The sequence below is a fragment of the Sinomonas soli genome (assembly GCF_054782415.1).
This window is the reverse complement of the sequence record NZ_BAAGSN010000011.1, coordinates 337190-352667: the sequence shown is the minus strand read 5'-3', so window position 1 is coordinate 352667 and position 15478 is coordinate 337190. Positions and strand designations below refer to the sequence as shown.

Below are 15478 nucleotides of genomic sequence, written 5' to 3'. Positions count from 1 at the left end.
ATGATCGGAGGATGACTGGCTCCAGCTACTTCCGCTATCCCCACGTGCACGGGGACCTCGTGGCGTTCGTCGCCGAGGACGACGTCTGGCTCGCCCCTGTCGCCGGAGGGCGCGCCTGGCGGCTCTCCTCGCTCGGGCTGCCTGCACGCAATCCCCGCTTCGCCCCTGACGGGAGCAAGGTCGTGTGGACCGTGGTGCAGGGCAGCGCCCCCGAGGTCGTCTCCGCCGAGGTCGACGGCGGCGGCTTCCGGCAGCTGAGCTGGTTCGGCCACGCGACCACGAGGGTCCGCGGCTTCGAGCCCGGCGGCAGAGCGATCGTCACGAGCGCCCACAACCAGCCGGACTCCCGCCACACGCACGCCTACACCATGCCGCTCGACGGCGGCTGGCTGGAGGAGCTCCCCTACGGGCCCGTGGACTCGGTCGCGTTCGGCCCCCGGGTCGGCGACGACCGGCCCGTCGTCGTGGGAAGCGTCCTGACCCGCGAGCCCGCCCACTGGAAGCGGTACCGCGGGGGCGCAGCGGGCAAGCTCTGGATCGATCCCGACGGCGGCGGGGAGTTCCGCCGCCTCCTGGCCGACCTCGACGCAAACCTCGCAGACCCGCTGTGGGTCGGGGAGCGCATCGCGTTCGTCTCGGACCACGAGGGCGTGGGCAACCTGTACTCGGTCGACCGGGCAGGGGCCGACCTGCGCCGGCACACCGACTCCGACCGCTTCTACCTCCGCCACGCGAGCACCGACGGCCGCCGGGTCGTCTTCGACAGCGCCGGCGAGCTGTGGATCCTCGACTCGCTCGACGCCGAGCCGCGCCGGCTCGAGATCGCCCTCGCCTCGGCCTCGACGTCCCGCCGGAGCCGGCCCCTCGCCGTCGGCCGCCATCTCGGCGAGGTGGTCCCGGCCCCCGACGGACGGGCCAGCGTGGTCGAGTCCCACGGCACGGTCCACTGGCTCACGCACCGCGACGGCCCCTCCCACGTCGTCGAGGCCACCCCGGGGGTGCGTGCACGGCTCGCCCGGCCGCTGGGCTCCGGAGCCGTCGCGTTCGTCGCGGACCACGAGGGCGAAGAGGGGCTGTTCGTGCGCCGCCTCGGGGGACTGGGCACCGCAGCCGCGCCCGCCGCGGGCGGCGCCGCGCTCGTCGAGCAGGCCGGCAGCGCCGGGCACGCTGCCGCCCCCGCCTCCGACGGCCTGCCGCGGCCGGTCTCCGCGCTCGCCGGCGGCCAGGACGCGGCAGCGACGGCTGCCGCGCCGCCGGCCTCCGCGGGGCCCCGCACGCCGCGCTCCTACGCGGTGCCGGCCCAGCTCCCGGCCGTCTCCGCAGCGGGGGACGAGGACTCCCTGCCGCGCCTGGCCCGCATCCCGCTGCCCTCTTCGCACCGTCCGGTCGAGCTGGTGCCCAGCCCCGACGCGAAGTTCCTCGCCGTCGGCACCGCGTTCGGCGACGTCCACCTCGTCGATGTCGCGCAGGGCACGGCCACGACCCTCAGCAGCGTCGGGGAGGGCATGGTCGCCCAGCTGGCCTGGAGCCCGGATTCGCGCTGGCTGGCCTGGATCGAGCCCGTGACCGCGTTCGGCTCGCGCTCCAAGCTCCGGCTCGCCGAGCGGGCCACGGGCCGCGTGGCCGACGTCACCGATGGCCGCTTCCAGGACGCCTCGCCCGCGTTCACGCCGGACGGGAAGTACCTCGCGTTCCTCTCCGGGCGCAGCTTCGACCCGGTATACGACGGCCATTCGTTCGACCTGTCGTTCCCGAGCCCCATCAAGCCGTACATCGTCCCGCTCTCGGCGGCCACGGCGGGCCCGTTCGGGCCCCGCGTGGCAGACTTCGCGGACGACGCCCAGAGCCGCCCGGCGGACGACGGCGCGGCCTCGCCGCCGTCGGCAGCGCCTGCCGAGGTGCGCGTCGACCTCGACGGGATCCGCCACCGCGTCACCGCGCTGCCCGTCCGCCAGGGCAACTACTCGCACCTCGCGGCCGCGCAGGACTCCCTGCTGTGGCTCTCCCACGACCTCGCGGGCGCCACCGGCGAGGGCAGGGCCAAGCCCGAGGACAAGGACGCCCCGCCGACGCTGCAGCGCTTCGACCTCCTCACGGGGAACGAGACGACGCTCGTGGGGGCGCTGGAGTCGTACCGGCTCAGCGGCGACGGCACGAGGATCGTCTACGTGCGCGACCGGACGGTCCACAGCGTGCCGAGCGACAAGCCGGCCGAGGACGGGCACGCCGAACACGTCACGGTGGACCTCGAACGCATCCGGGTGCGGCTCGACCCCAGGGCGGTGTGGTCGCAGGCCTTCGAAGAGGCCTGGCGGCTGCAGCGCGACTTCTTCTGGACTGAAGACATGGCCGGCGCGGACTGGGACGAGGTCCGGGACCGGTATCGGCCGATCGTGGACAGGCTCGGCTCGCACGATGACCTCGTCGACCTCATCTGGGAACTCCACGGCGAGCTGGGCACGTCGCACGCGTACGTCACGCCCCCGGCCGTCACCGAGCCCGGCGCCGGGGGACAGGGCCGGCTCGGGGCGGAGTTCGACTTCGACGGCGGCTGGGTGGTCCGCCGCGTCCTCGCCAACGAGTCCTCCGACCCGCTCGCTGCCTCGCCCCTCGCTGCGCCCGGGGCGGGCGTCCGCCCGGGCGACCGGCTGCTCGAGGTCGACGGCGTCCGGCTCGGTCCCGGCTCCGGGCCGGCGACCGCGCTGGCCGGCGCCGCGGGCAAGGTCGTCGAGCTGACGATGCTCAACGGCGCGGCCCACGGCGAGGCGTCGGGGCGCACCCGGCGGATCGCCGTCGTGCCCCTCCGCGACGAGGAGCGGCTGCGGTACCAGGACTGGGTCCAGGCGAACCGGCGGCTCGTCCGCGAGGCCTCCGAGGGCCGCTTCGGGTACCTGCACGTGCCGGACATGGGGGCGCGCGGCTGGGCCCAGCTCCACCGCGACCTCGATACCGAGACGGCCCTCGACGCGCTCGTGGTGGACGTGCGCCGCAACCGCGGCGGCCACACGTCCCAGCTCGTGGCCGAGCTGATCGGCCGGCGCGTCACCGGCTGGAGCGTCCCCCGTGGGGAGCAGCCCCGCACCTACCCGCGGCACGCTCCCCGGGGCCCGGTGGTGATCCTCGCGGACGAGTTCGCGGGCTCCGACGGCGACATCATCACGGCCGTGGGGAAGCTGCGCGGCATCGGACCGGTGGTCGGGACGAGGACCTGGGGCGGCGTGATCGGGATCGACAACCGGTTCAAGCTCGCGGACGGTACCGCGGTGAGCCAGCCGCGCTACGCGACCTGGTTCGAGGGCGGCATCGGGTGGGGCGTCGAGAACTTCGGCGTGGAGCCGGACATCGAGGTGGCCTACCCGCCGCACGCGTACGCGGCCGGCATCGACCCGCAGCTCGAGCACGGCATCGGGGTGCTCAAGGAGATGCTCGTCGAGATCCCGACCCAGCGGCCGCCGGCGCGCGAGGGCTACCGCTCGGTGCGTCCGGCGCCGCTGCCCCCGCGTCCCCAGGACCGCGGGGCGGCCCTCAAGGAGCCGGCCTACCAGGGCTGAGGCGCCCGGCACTGCCCGGACGCGGGAAAGGCCCCTCCCCGGGGTCGGGGAGGGGCCTTTCGCTGCCCGGGCGCGGGGCACTCCGCGGCCCGGGTCAGCGGGGCGGGGCTCAGGACTCGAGGGTGGCCTTGAGGGTGATGGTGATCCCAGAGAGCGCCTGGCTGACGGGGCAGCCGACCTTGGCCTTCTCCGCGATTTGCTGGAACTGCTCCTCGGAGATGCCGGGAACCGTGGCGGTCACGGTGAGCTCGCTGCCCGTGACGCCCTTGCCGGGCTCGAAGCCGACCGCGGAGGAGGTCTCGATGCGCTCGGCCTTGAAGCCCGCGCCGTCGAGCTCATTGCTGAAGGCCATGGAGAAGCAGGCCGAGTGGGCCGCGGCGAGGAGCTCCTCCGGGCTCGTCTTGCCGTTCGCGTCCTCGCTGCGGGCCTTCCACGTCACGTCGTACGTGCCGAGGCCCGAGGTGTCGAGGGTGGTCTGCCCCTTGCCCTCGAAGAGGTTGCCCTCCCAGACGGTGTGTGCGGTGCGGATCGTAGCCATGTGTGCTCCTTGCCGTGGTCGGTGTGCCGCGGCGCAGCCGGTCGGGTGCGCCGTCCTCGCCCATCCTAGGCACAACACGGCCCCGCCTCCTCCGAATGTGACCGGGGGCGGCGGGGCCGTGTGGAGCAGCGGAGGCTACTGCCAGATCGTGGCGATGGCGATGTTGAGCAGCGCCAGGCCGCCGACGCCGTGGGCGAGTCCCGGGGCGACCCTCTCGCCGGCCTTGCGGCGGCGGTTGCCCACGAAGGCCAGGGCGCCCACCACCACGGCGATGATGAACTTCACCGTTAGCTTGATGTACAGGTTCGTGTCGAGCGGCGCCACGCCGCTGTCTGCCTGCTTGGACAGGATCGTGATGAGCCCGACCAGGATGACGCCGGTGACGAGCTGGGTCATCGCGCCGTCGAACTGCCGCGGGCCGACCGTGGGGTTCTTCATGTTCGCGATCCACGGGCCAACGATCATGGCTGCACCGACGACGTGCAGGAAGACGACAATGCTCAGGACGACAGTCATGACCCGAGTCTAGTGGCGGCGCGCGTGCCGCCTGCGCCGGATCGGGCCCGGCGCGCGTCCCAAGTGGGTAACGAAACGCGGACGGCGCCCGTCCCCGGAAAGGGGAGCGGGCGCCGTCGTGCGCTCTGCCGGAGGTACCTCAGAGTCCGAGGTCGGCCTCGAACGAGCCCTCCTCGAGCCGCGCGCGCAGCGTCTGGAGGAAGCGGCCCGCGTCCGCGCCGTCGACCAGGCGGTGGTCGTAGGTGAGCGAGAGGTACATCATCGACCGGATCGAGATGACGTCGTCGCCCTCGGCGTTCTGGGAGACCCACGGGCGCTTCACGATCGCCCCGGTGCCCAGGATGGCCACCTGCGGCTGGTTGATGATCGGCGTGTCGAACAGCGCGCCGACCGAGCCGATGTTGGTGATGCTGAACGTGCCGCCCGAGAGCTCGTCCGGACCGATCTTGCCGCTGCGCGTGCGCGCGGCGACATCGGCGATGCGCCCGGCCAGGCCCGCGAGGTTGAGGTCGCCGGCGTTGTTGATCACCGGGACGAGGAGGCCCTTGTCCGTGTCCACCGCGATCGCGAGGTGCTCCGCGTTGTGGTAGGTGATCTGCTGGGTCTCCTCGTTGTACTCCGCGTTGAGCTTCGGGTGCTGCTTGAGCGCCTCGGCCACGGCCTTCGCGATGAACGGGAGGAAGGTCAGCTTGACGCCGTTCTGGGCCTGGAACTGGGCCTTGGCGCGGTTGCGGAGCTTCGCGATCTTCGTCATGTCTACCTCGTGGACCTGCGTGAGCTGGGTCGAGGTGTCGAGCGACTCGCGCATCCGGCGGGCGATGACCTGGCGGATCCGGGGGGCCTTCTCCGTGGTCCCGCGCAGCGACGAGACGGCGCCGTTGGCGGCGGCGGCCGGGGCAGCCTGGGCCGGGGCCGCCGCGGCGGGGGCGCTGGGGGCCGGGGCGGAGGCGGCGTTCTTGGCCTCGACCGCGGCGAGGACGTCCTGCTTGCGGATGCGGCCGCCGACGCCGGTCCCGGTCAGCGAGGTCACGTCGATCCCGTGCTGGTTCGCGAGCTTGCGCACGAGCGGGGTCACGTAGCCCGACTCGCCGCCCTGCGCCGGCGCGGCGGTGGCTGCCGGGGCGGATGCCGGTGCCGGGGCGGCCGCAGGGGCCGGGGCGGATGCCGGTGCCGGGGCTGCTGCGGGTGCAGGAGCAGCCGCAGGTGCAGCGGCAGGTGCTTCAGCCGGAGCCGGGGCAGCGGCGGGTGCCTGGGCTGCGGGCGCCTCGGCAGCCGGGGCGGGGGCGGCCTGGGCCGGGGCACCGGAGCCGATGACCGCGAGCACAGCGCCGACCTCCGCCGTCTCGTCCTCGGGCACGCGGATCTCGAGCAGGGTGCCGGCGACCGGGGACGGGACCTCGGTGTCGACCTTGTCGGTGGACACCTCGAGCAGCGGCTCGTCGACCTCGACGGTCTCGCCGACGGCCTTGAGCCACCGGGTCACCGTGCCTTCGGTGACGCTCTCGCCGAGGGCGGGGAGCGTGACCTCGTGCCCCTCGGCCGGGGCGCCGGCGGAGGAGCCCGCGGGCTCCGGCGCGGCGGCCGCCTCGGCCTGCGGTGCGGGAGCCTGCTCGGGCTCCGGGGCGGCGGCGGGCGCCTGCTCTGCCTCCTGGGCGGCGGGCTCGCCGGAGGCGTCCGGCGCGGACGCGCCGTCGCCGATCACCGCCAGCGGGGAGCCGACCTCGGCGGTCTCGTCCTCGGCTACGAGGATCTGCTCGAGGATGCCCGCGACCGGAGAAGGGATCTCGGTGTCGACCTTGTCGGTGGAGACCTCGACGAGGGGCTCGTCGATCTCGACGCGGTCGCCGACCTGCTTCAACCAGCGGGTGACGGTGCCTTCGGTGACGCTTTCACCGAGGGCTGGAAGGTTGACGGATTCAGACATGGGTCCCCGTGCTCCTTGATTCTTCTGCGTGCGAATGGTGTCGGGGTCGGCTCAGCCGTGCAGCGGCTTGCCGGCCAGGGCCAGATGGGCCTCGCCGAGAGCCTCGTTCTGCGTCGGGTGGGCGTGGATGAACTGGGCCACGTCCTCCGGGTAGGCCTCCCAGTTGACGATGAGCTGGGCCTCGCCGATCTGCTCACCCATGCGGGCGCCGATCATGTGGACGCCGACCACCGGGCCCTCCTTCTGGCGCACGACCTTGATGATGCCGGACGTGCCGAGGATCGAGCTCTTGCCGTTGCCGGCGAGGTTGTACTCCTGGGTCTGCACCTGGTCCTCGCCGAACTTCTCCTTGGCGGCCTTCTCGGTGTAGCCGACCGTGGCGATCTCGGGGTCGCAGTAGGTGACCTTCGGGATGTTCACGTCCTCGACCACGACCGGGTTGAGGCCAGCGATCTCCTCGGCCACGAAGATGCCCTGCTGGAAGCCGCGGTGGGCGAGCTGGACGCCGGGGACGATGTCGCCGACCGCGTAGACGTTGCCCACGCCGGTGTGCAGCCGCTCGTTGGTGATGACGAAGCCGCGGTCCACCGTGATGCCGGCCTCCTCGAAGCCGAGGTTCGCCGTGGACGGCCCGCGGCCGACGGCGACCAGGAGCAGGTCGGCCTCGAAGGTCTTCCCGTCGACGAGCGTGACCTTGACGCCGTTCTCGTCCTGCTCGACGCCCTGGAAGAACGTGCCGGTGCTGAACTTGATGCCGCGCTTCTTGAAGGCGCGCTCGAGCTGCTTGACGATCGCGGCGTCCTCGTTGGGGACGAGCGAGGGCAGGCCCTCGACGATCGTGACGTCGACGCCGAAGGACTTCCAGACCGAGGCGAACTCGACGCCGATGACGCCGCCGCCGAGGACGATCACGCTGTTGGGCACGTAGTCGAGCTCGAGCGCCTGGTCGGAGGTGATGACCCGTCCGCCGATCTCGAGGCCGGGGAGGCTGCGCGAGTAGGAGCCGGTGGCGAGGATGATGTTCTTGCCCGTGTAGTCCGTGCCGGCCACGGTCACCGTGCTCGGGCCGGTCAGGCGGCCCTCGCCCTCGATGACTGTGATGCCCTTGGACTTGATGAGGCCCGTGAGGCCCTTGAACTTGCCCGCGATGATGCCGCCCTTGTAGGCGTTCACGGCGTTCATGTCGATGCCGTCCAGCGTCACGTTCACGCCGTACTTGCCGGCGTCGCGTGCATGGTCGGCCAGCTCGGCCGAGTGGAGGAGGGCCTTGGTCGGGATGCAGCCGTTGTGCAGGCACGTGCCGCCCAGCTTGCCCTTCTCGACGAGCCCGACCGAGAAGCCGAGCTCCGAGGCGCGGAGCGCCGCGGCGTAGCCGCCACTTCCGCCGCCGAGGATCAAGATGTCGAATTCGTGCGCAGTTGCCGCTTCGGCCACGTGGACGCTCCCTCGCCTTGTGGACGGCGTGTTCCGCCGTCGGATGTGACAGTTTGCCTGCGGCGGTCCGCGCAGGCCCGGTATCAGGGAAACCCTATATCCCCGACCGACTATGCTCCACCTTCGCCGAACGTTTGTCCCGGCCTTGTGTCAAGAGTCACGGGAACTCTAGCACTTTCGCTACATGGACTTTCAATTTCATGATGCGAAATTACGAGAGAGTGGCCGCCCGCAGCCGCCGGGGCTGCGGGCGGCGCGGCGTCACGGGCGGGCAGCGGACTCGAGGTAGCCCACGAGCGTGCGGACCGTGGAGCCGGTGCCCTGCTTGGGGGTGTGCCCGTAGGGCGAGCCGGTGTTGAACGCCGGTCCCGCGATGTCGAGGTGGGCCCACGGCACGGTGCTGCCGTCCGGGCGCCTGCCCACGAACTCCTTCAGGAAGATGGCAGCCGTCAGCATTCCGCCGGGACGCTCGCCGACATTGGCGATGTCCGCCGTGGCGGAATCCAGGCCTGCCCGCAGCTCCTCGGGCAGCGGCATGGGCCACGCGGGCTCGCCCGCCGCGGCGGCGGCGTCGAGCAGCGGGCGGGTCACCTCGTCGTCGCCCATGACCCCCGCGGTGCGGGTGCCGAGCGCCACGAGGGCCGCCCCCGTCAGCGTCGCCACGTCGATGACGGCGTCCGGGTTCTCCTCGCACGCCGCGACCAGGCCGTCGGCCATGACGAGCCGGCCCTCGGCGTCGGTGTTGAGCACCTCCACCGTGGTGCCGCCGCGCATCGTGATGACGTCGGAGGGCCGCTGCGCGCTGCCCGAGGGCATGTTCTCGGCCACGCAAAGCCACGCGGTCACCTTCACGGGCAGGCCCAGGCGCGCCGCCGCGAGGGCAGCGTTCAGGACGGTGGCCGCACCGGCCATGTCGCTCTTCATCTGGTCCATGTTGGCCGCGGGCTTGATCGAGATGCCGCCCGAGTCGAACGTGATGCCCTTGCCGACGAGGTGGACGCTGCGCGCCCCGGACGGCCGGGAGGGCACGTACTCGACCTTGACCAGCCGCGGCGGCCGCGCCGACCCCTGCCCCACCGCCAGGATGCCGCCGAACCCCTCCTTCGCGAGCCGCTTCTCGTCGAAGACCGTGACCTTGACGGGAAGGCCCTTCGCGAGGTCCTTGGCCGCCTCGGCGAAAGCCTCCGGGTAAAGCTGGCTCGGGGGCATGTTCACGAGCGTGCGGGTCGCGTTGACCGAGGCTCCGAGGACCGCCGCGCGCGCGAGTGCGGCGTCCGCCTCGGCAGTGCCGGCGAGGGCGCTGTAGACGATCGCCGTGCGCACGTTGTCCTTGCGGCTGCCGCCGTTGGCCGACTTGTGCTCCGTGTAGGAGTAGGCGCCGAGGGCGGCGCCCTCGGCGACCGCGGCGAAGTCGGCAGTGGTCGCCGCCGGCAGGGCCAGCACCACGGTCTCGTTCCCGGCCAGCTGGCGCACCGCCGAGCCAGCGGCCCGCCGGAGCTGCTCCGCGCTCGGGGCCGCACCCGGCCCGAGCTTGCCCACGCCGGCCAAGGCGAGCACGTGAGCGCCGAGCTCGGGCAGCCCGGGCAGCCGGTGGAGCTGGTCCGCGGCGCCCGTGACGCCCAGCGCGGCAAGCGTCGAGGACACCGCCTCGGCGTTGCGTGCGCTCAGGGGATTCTCGAGGAGGACCGGCCCGTCCGGGCCCTGCGCGATCCCCACCACCAGGACGTCGCTGGGGGTCTTGCGCAGGTCCTTGGACACGGCCCGGAGGGTGACTTCGCTGTTGCTGAACACTTCTGGTGCCTCGATTCTGCACGGCTCACGCTGCCGCGTGTCTGCGCCGGCGGGTGTGGTGCGGTTGCTTCAGGTGCTCCCGATCGTAATAGGGCGGCCGGGGTCGTCCCCTGCGGCGCGGCGCACGGGCGCCGGCACCGGGGCGCCGGCACCGGGGTGCCGAGCCAGAGGTGCCGAGGTGGAATGATGGAACGCCGCCGAGTGTTGGACGGATGAACGCCTAGGAAGGACTGCCACCGTGATCGACCCCGCGTCCGGGCCCCTGCAGGACCCCGCCGGCCTGTACTCCGCAGCCCTCGAGCTCAGCGGGGACGAGAGCATGCGCGGGCTGCCGCTCATCATGGGCTTCACCGGATTCGCCGACGCCGGCCACGCCGTGCGCCAGATCATCGACGAGCTGATCACCGTCCAGGGCGCCGGCGCGATCGCCGCGTTCGACGTCGACCAGCTGCTCGACTACCGCTCGCGCCGCCCCCGCATCCGCTTCGTCGAGGACCACCTCGAGGACTACGACGCACCGGCGCTCGCGCTCTACCGCCTGCACGACGGGCTCGGGCGCCCCTACCTCCTCCTCGCCGGCCCCGAGCCCGACCTGCAGTGGGAGCGGTTCGCGCGCGCCGTCGTCGGCCTCGTCGAGCGGCTCGAGGTGCGCCAGACCCTCTGGGTCCACGCGATCCCGATGCCCGTGCCCCACACCCGCCCGCTCGGCGTCACGGTGCACGGCAACCGGCCGGAGCTCGTCGAGGGCATCTCGCGCTGGAAGCCGGTCGTCGAGTTCCCCGGAGCGGTTGGGCACCTCGTGGAGATCCGCCTCATCGAAGCGGGGCACGATGTCACGGGATTCGTGGTCCATGTGCCGCACTACCTCGCCGAGGCCGAGTACCCCGCCGCCGCCGTCACGGGCCTCGAACACCTCGGGGCAGCCGCCTCCCTCATGCTGCCCAGCGACCGGCTCCGCGAGGCGGCGCGGGAGGTCGAGCGGCAGGTGGCCGAGCAGGTCGCGGCGTCCGCGGAGATCCGCGAGCTGGTCGCCGGGCTCGAGGAACGCTTCGACGACCACACGGCCGACGTCCCCCGCCGCTCCCTCCTCGCCGGCTCGGCCGACGAGCTGCCCACGGCCGAGGACCTCGGCGCCGCGGTCGAGGCCTACCTCGCCGCCCACGGCGACGAGGACGCCGTGGGACCAGGGGAGGCCGGGGGTGCCGGCGCCGCGGACGACGGCGGGGCGCCGCCCGCCGCCGGCAGCTCGCCGCAGGCGCCCGACGACGCGCCCCGCGGCGAGGGGAGCGAGGGCGAGGAGCCCCCGCACTAGGATCGTGGGGTGAACAGCTGGCGCGCCTACGTGGTCTGGGGAATCGGAGTCTTCGGCTACCTGGTGGCGGTGCTCCAGCGCACCTCGTTCGGGGTCGTCGGCCTCGAGGCCGCGGACCGGTTCCATGCCGGCGGTGCGGTCCTCTCCGCCTTCACGGTGCTCCAGCTCGTGGTCTACGCCTCGCTCCAGATCCCCGTCGGGCTGCTCGTGGACCGCTTCGGCAGCCGCATCATGGTCTCCGCCGGGGCGGTCTTCATGGCGCTCGGCCAGCTCCAGATCGCGGTGGCCGAGACGACCGTCACCGGGATCATCGGCCGCATGCTCGTGGGCATGGGCGACGCGATGACGTTCGTCTCCGTGCTCAGGCTCGTGCCGCTGTGGTTCGACGGGCGCCGCGCCCCCCTGATGAGCCAGCTCACGGGCGTGATCGGCCAGCTCGGCCAGCTCGTGAGCGTGATCCCGTTCCTCGCACTCCTGCACGCCGCCGGCTGGTCCCGCGCGTTCATGACCCTCGCCGGCCTGTCCGTCGTGGTGATCGTGCTCGTGCTCGCCCTCCTCCGCAACGCGCCGGAGGGTGCGACCACGGGGCACAGCGAGAGCCCGGAGGGCACGCGAGCCCTCCTCGCCGCTGCGTGGCGCCAGCCGGGGACACGACTGGGGATGTGGAGCCACTTCACCGTCCAGTTCAGCGGCAACGTCTTCGCCCTCATGTGGGGCTTCCCCTTCATGGTCGCGGGCCAGGGGTTCGACCAGACCGTCGCCGCGGGGCTCATGTCCTTCTTCGTCGCCGTCGCGATCCTCGCCGGCCCGCCCATGGGCAGGTTCGTCGCCCGGCACCCGCTGCGCAGGTCGACGCTGGTGCTCGGCATCTCCACCCTCACGGCGGTGGCGTGGACCGCGGTGCTCGTGGTCCCGGGGCGGGCGCCGCTGTGGCTCATGGCCGTCCTCGTGGCGGTCCTGGCCCTCGGGGGGCCGGCGTCGATGATCGGATTCGACTTCGCCAGGACGTTCAATCCCTCGCACCGGCTGGGCACCGCGACCGGGATCGTGAACATCGGGGGCTTCGTGGCGGCGCTGCTGACGATGTTCCTCGTGGGCTACCTCCTCGACCTCGAGCACGCCCTCGGCCTCTCGCCGCAGGGCGTGTACAGCCTCGACGCCTTCCGCGGTGCGCTCGCGATCCAGCTCCTCGTCCTGGCCGGGGGCGCCTTCGCCCTGGTCCGGGTGCGCCGGAAGGTGCGCCGGGACCTCGCCGCCCAGAACGTGCGCGTCCCGCTCCTGAGGGAGGTCTGGGCCGACTACAGGGCGCGCAGGCGCCGCTGACTCCTCCTCCCCAGCGCCGGCACGGGCACGTTGTCCACATGGCGCAGGTCCGGGGTGCCGCCCGCAGCAGCGCCCCGAACAGACTGGCTCCATGGACGACATCCAGCACCCCGTCGAGCAGCCCACACCCCGCCGCCCGGAAGGAGGCCCGGCCGTCCCCGGCGCGGCGGCTCCGGAGGAGCCCGTCACCATCCGTAGCGCCGAGGACATCCTCGCCTACGTTCCCCATGCCTTGGGCGAGTGGCCCGAGGAGAGCCTTGTTGCGGTCGCCCTCGCCGACGGACGCCTCGGGCCGACGCTGCGCATCGACCTCCCGGCGCGTCCGAAGGGCGCAGCTGTCCGGCCCGCCACGCTGCGCCGCTTCGCGGACACCGTGGCGGACTACCTCACCCACGACGCGGGCGTCGGCGCCGTCCTCGCCCTGTACACGCATGCAGCCTGGACCGTTCCCCAGGCTCCGCCGCACCGCGACGTCCTCGATGCCGTCGCGGCTCGGCTGGCCGAGGAGGGCGTGCCCGTGCTCGAGGCGTGGATCGTGGGTCCCGAGCACTGGCGCACGGTCACCTGCCCCGACACGGCCTGCTGCCCCTGGCCGGGCGCGAGCACCGCAGCCCTCAGGACCGGCAGGATCGGGGCCGAGATGGTCTACCGGGGCAGCTCCTACGGCCCCGCCGGCCAGCCGGAGGCGGCATGCCCCGAACCGCCGCCGGCCGCCGTGGCCGCCGCACTCGAGGCCTATGTGGAGGACCCCGGCCGGTGGTGGGATCCGCTCGTGTTCACCGCTGCCCTCGCGGCGTGGGACGAGGTCCTGTCCGAGTCCCGCGTCCCCGCCCCTGCACGGGTACGGCTCCTCGCGGCCACGCTCATGCGGCCGGCCCTGAGGGACGCCGTCCTCGTGGCCTCCGCCGCTGATGCGGGCACCGCCTGGCGCGGCACCGCCGCCACCCGGGGACTGAGGTCCGGACAGGTGCATGCGGCACCGCCCGCGCTGCCCGGCGGAGTCCCGGCCGCCGAGGCTGCCGCGGCGCTGGACTTGTGGTCCGAGGGCGTGCGCGCGGGGGAGCGCGGCGCCGTGGACGGTGCCGGCCGCGCTGCCGGGGCGGAGGCTCCCGGTGGGACGCCGGCGGGCCCCTCGGCGGAGTTCGGGCTGATCCTCATGGGCGCCACGGGCGCGGCCCCCGCCTGGGAGCGGATCGCCCGGCTCGAGCGGATTGCGCTCGGCGTGGCCCAGATGGAGGAGCCGGAGCTCCGCGCGCCCGCGCTCGCCGTGCTCGCCTGGGTGCAGTGGGCGCGAGGCCGCGGCGGCCGTTGCCTCGCGTTCCTCGAGAGGGCCCTCTCCACCGACCCCGGCTACCGGCTCGCGCTCCTGCTGCGCGGCCTCGTCGAGCAGGGCGAACTTGCCGGGTGGGCGCGCCGCCGCGACACCGCCTGGCGCCGCGAGGCAGCGTAGCCGCCGTCCGCTGCCACGCCGCGGTTCCCGAACTCCGGCTGCAGGTTTCTGCCTGACGTATGACGTTCGGCCGTGTCGGCGGCGCGGCCTCTTCGTGAGAGAATGGACGCCAGACCCGGTTGGGTCCGAGCTCCGGAGCATTGTTTTCATCCCGCCGAAGTGGGAACGAATCCAGTGGCGGAAGGGTTGTAATCACCAGACCCTTCGGTTCGGAGAGGCAGCCTCGGCTGTTGTTCGGACTTGACAGGGTCATAGTGGTGTTGCCCTCCAGGCAATCACTGGCACTGCGGCAGGAAGGTAATCGTGACGCCCCCCACGGAGAATGAGACCGTCGAGACGGCCATCGCGGAGAACGGCTCGGCCAAGAGCGCCCCCGCGCGCCCGGCCAAGCGGTCTTCGGCCAAGGCCGCCGCGTCCAAGGCGAAGGCACCCGCCCGGAAGACGGCGGCCGCGCCGGCAGCCAAGGGCAAGGCCGGCGCCAAGGCCGCCGACGCCAAGGCCACCGAGGCCGTCGCCGAGGACGAGGCAGTCGAGGAAGACCTCGATTCCGCCGCTCCCGACGAAGGCGAGATCGCTGCTGAGAGCGAGGCCGCCGAGGCGGACGAGAAGACGACCGGCACCGCCATCGTCATCTCCGACGCCGACGAGGACGACGCCCCGGTCCAGCAGGTCACGAGCGCCGGCGCCACCGCCGACCCCGTGAAGGACTACCTCAAGCAGATCGGCAAGGTCGCGCTCCTCAACGCCGAGCAGGAGGTCGACCTGGCCCTGCGCATCGAGGCAGGCCTGTTCGCGAAGCACAAGCTGGCCGAGGAGGGCGCCGACTACGACGCCCAGTACCGCCACGACCTCGAGCGGATCGTCCACGACGGCGAGCGGGCCAAGAACCACCTCCTCGAGGCCAACCTCCGCCTCGTCGTGTCCCTCGCCAAGCGCTACACGGGCCGCGGCATGCTCTTCCTCGACCTGATCCAGGAAGGGAACCTGGGCCTCATCCGCGCGGTCGAGAAGTTCGACTACACCAAGGGCTTCAAGTTCTCGACCTATGCCACCTGGTGGATCCGCCAGGCCATCACCCGCGCCATGGCCGACCAGGCGCGCACCATCCGCATCCCGGTGCACATGGTCGAGGTCATCAACAAGCTCGCACGGGTCCAGCGCCAGATGCTCCAGGACCTCGGCCGGGAGCCCACTCCGGAAGAGCTCGCGAAGGAGCTCGACATGACCCCGGAGAAGGTCGTCGAGGTCCAGAAGTACGGCCGCGAGCCCATTTCCCTCCACACGCCGCTGGGCGAGGACGGCGACTCGGAGTTCGGCGACCTCATCGAGGACTCGGAGGCGGTGGTCCCCGCTGATGCGGTGAGCTTCACCCTGCTCCAGGAGCAGCTGCACTCCGTGCTCGACACGCTCTCCGAGCGGGAGGCCGGTGTCGTCGCCATGCGCTTCGGCCTCACCGACGGCCAGCCCAAGACGCTCGATGAGATCGGCAAGGTCTACGGGGTCACGCGCGAGCGGATCCGGCAGATCGAGTCGAAGACGATGTCGAAGCTGCGGCACCCGTCCCGCTCGCAGGTCCTGCGCGACTACCTCGACTGAGACTAGAGGCCGCTGTGCGGTGTTTTCCCACGTGAGGGCCGGA

The 15478-nt window shown here is 72.7% G+C and carries 10 protein-coding genes; 5 read left to right on the top strand and 5 right to left on the bottom strand.

All coding sequences use genetic code 11. The features are described 5' to 3' along the window. Nucleotides 1-11: 11 nt before the first annotated feature. Entirely contained in the window at nt 12-3551 is a 3540-nt protein-coding gene (locus ACYVKZ_RS11475; protein ID WP_460992374.1) for a S41 family peptidase, read from the top strand. A gap of 109 nt (nt 3552-3660) precedes the next feature. Here the strand turns inward: ACYVKZ_RS11475 and ACYVKZ_RS11470 are convergent, their stop codons facing one another. The 5 genes from ACYVKZ_RS11470 to ACYVKZ_RS11450 form a co-directional block, all read right to left on the bottom strand. Further along, nucleotides 3661-4089 (bottom strand): OsmC family protein, encoded by a 429-nt coding sequence (locus ACYVKZ_RS11470; RefSeq protein WP_460992373.1) that lies wholly within the window; start codon nt 4087-4089, stop codon nt 3661-3663. 135 nt (nt 4090-4224) lie between these two features. Further along, nucleotides 4225-4605: a hypothetical protein gene (locus ACYVKZ_RS11465; protein WP_460992372.1), complete on the bottom strand. Its 381-nt coding sequence runs from the start codon at nt 4603-4605 to the stop codon at nt 4225-4227. 139 nt (nt 4606-4744) lie between these two features. After that, a complete protein-coding gene (sucB, locus tag ACYVKZ_RS11460; RefSeq protein WP_460992371.1) occupies nt 4745-6529 on the bottom strand; it encodes a 2-oxoglutarate dehydrogenase, E2 component, dihydrolipoamide succinyltransferase in 1785 nt (594 codons plus the stop codon). Between the two features lie 51 nt (nt 6530-6580). Further along, entirely contained in the window at nt 6581-7963 is a 1383-nt protein-coding gene (lpdA, locus tag ACYVKZ_RS11455) for a dihydrolipoyl dehydrogenase (RefSeq protein WP_460992370.1), read from the bottom strand. A gap of 261 nt (nt 7964-8224) precedes the next feature. Continuing rightward, nucleotides 8225-9754, bottom strand: coding sequence for a leucyl aminopeptidase (locus ACYVKZ_RS11450; protein ID WP_460992369.1), 1530 nt, complete (start codon nt 9752-9754; stop codon nt 8225-8227). A 238-nt stretch (nt 9755-9992) separates the two neighbouring features. On the opposite strand from ACYVKZ_RS11450, the gene ACYVKZ_RS11445 reads away from it, so the two are divergent. The 4 genes from ACYVKZ_RS11445 (at nt 9993) to ACYVKZ_RS11430 (ending at nt 15435) form a co-directional block, all read left to right on the top strand. Continuing rightward, nucleotides 9993-11066 carry a proteasome assembly chaperone family protein gene (locus tag ACYVKZ_RS11445; protein ID WP_460992368.1) on the top strand — a complete coding sequence of 358 codons (1074 nt, stop codon included), beginning with the start codon at nt 9993-9995 and terminating at the stop codon, nt 11064-11066. 9 nt (nt 11067-11075) lie between these two features. Further along, complete coding sequence (locus tag ACYVKZ_RS11440) at nt 11076-12389, top strand: MFS transporter (protein WP_460992367.1); 1314 nt, start codon at nt 11076-11078, stop codon at nt 12387-12389. A 91-nt stretch (nt 12390-12480) separates the two neighbouring features. After that, nucleotides 12481-13839 (top strand): DUF4192 family protein, encoded by a 1359-nt coding sequence (locus ACYVKZ_RS11435; RefSeq protein ID WP_460992366.1) that lies wholly within the window; start codon nt 12481-12483, stop codon nt 13837-13839. 303 nt (nt 13840-14142) lie between these two features. Beyond that, nucleotides 14143-15435 (top strand): RNA polymerase sigma factor, encoded by a 1293-nt coding sequence (locus ACYVKZ_RS11430; RefSeq protein WP_460992365.1) that lies wholly within the window; start codon nt 14143-14145, stop codon nt 15433-15435. Nucleotides 15436-15478 lie beyond the last annotated feature (43 nt).

What these genes read in the sequence shown, in the direction of transcription:
- ACYVKZ_RS11475 (WP_460992374.1), top strand. Translation starts at nt 12, where the DNA reads ATGACTGGCTCCAGCTACTTCCGCTATCCCCACGTGCACGGGGACCTC.
- ACYVKZ_RS11470 (WP_460992373.1), bottom strand. Translation starts at nt 4,089, where the DNA reads ATGGCTACGATCCGCACCGCACACACCGTCTGGGAGGGCAACCTCTTC.
- ACYVKZ_RS11465 (WP_460992372.1), bottom strand. Translation starts at nt 4,605, where the DNA reads ATGACTGTCGTCCTGAGCATTGTCGTCTTCCTGCACGTCGTCGGTGCA.
- sucB (WP_460992371.1), bottom strand. Translation starts at nt 6,529, where the DNA reads ATGTCTGAATCCGTCAACCTTCCAGCCCTCGGTGAAAGCGTCACCGAA.
- ACYVKZ_RS11435 (WP_460992366.1), top strand. Translation starts at nt 12,481, where the DNA reads ATGGACGACATCCAGCACCCCGTCGAGCAGCCCACACCCCGCCGCCCG.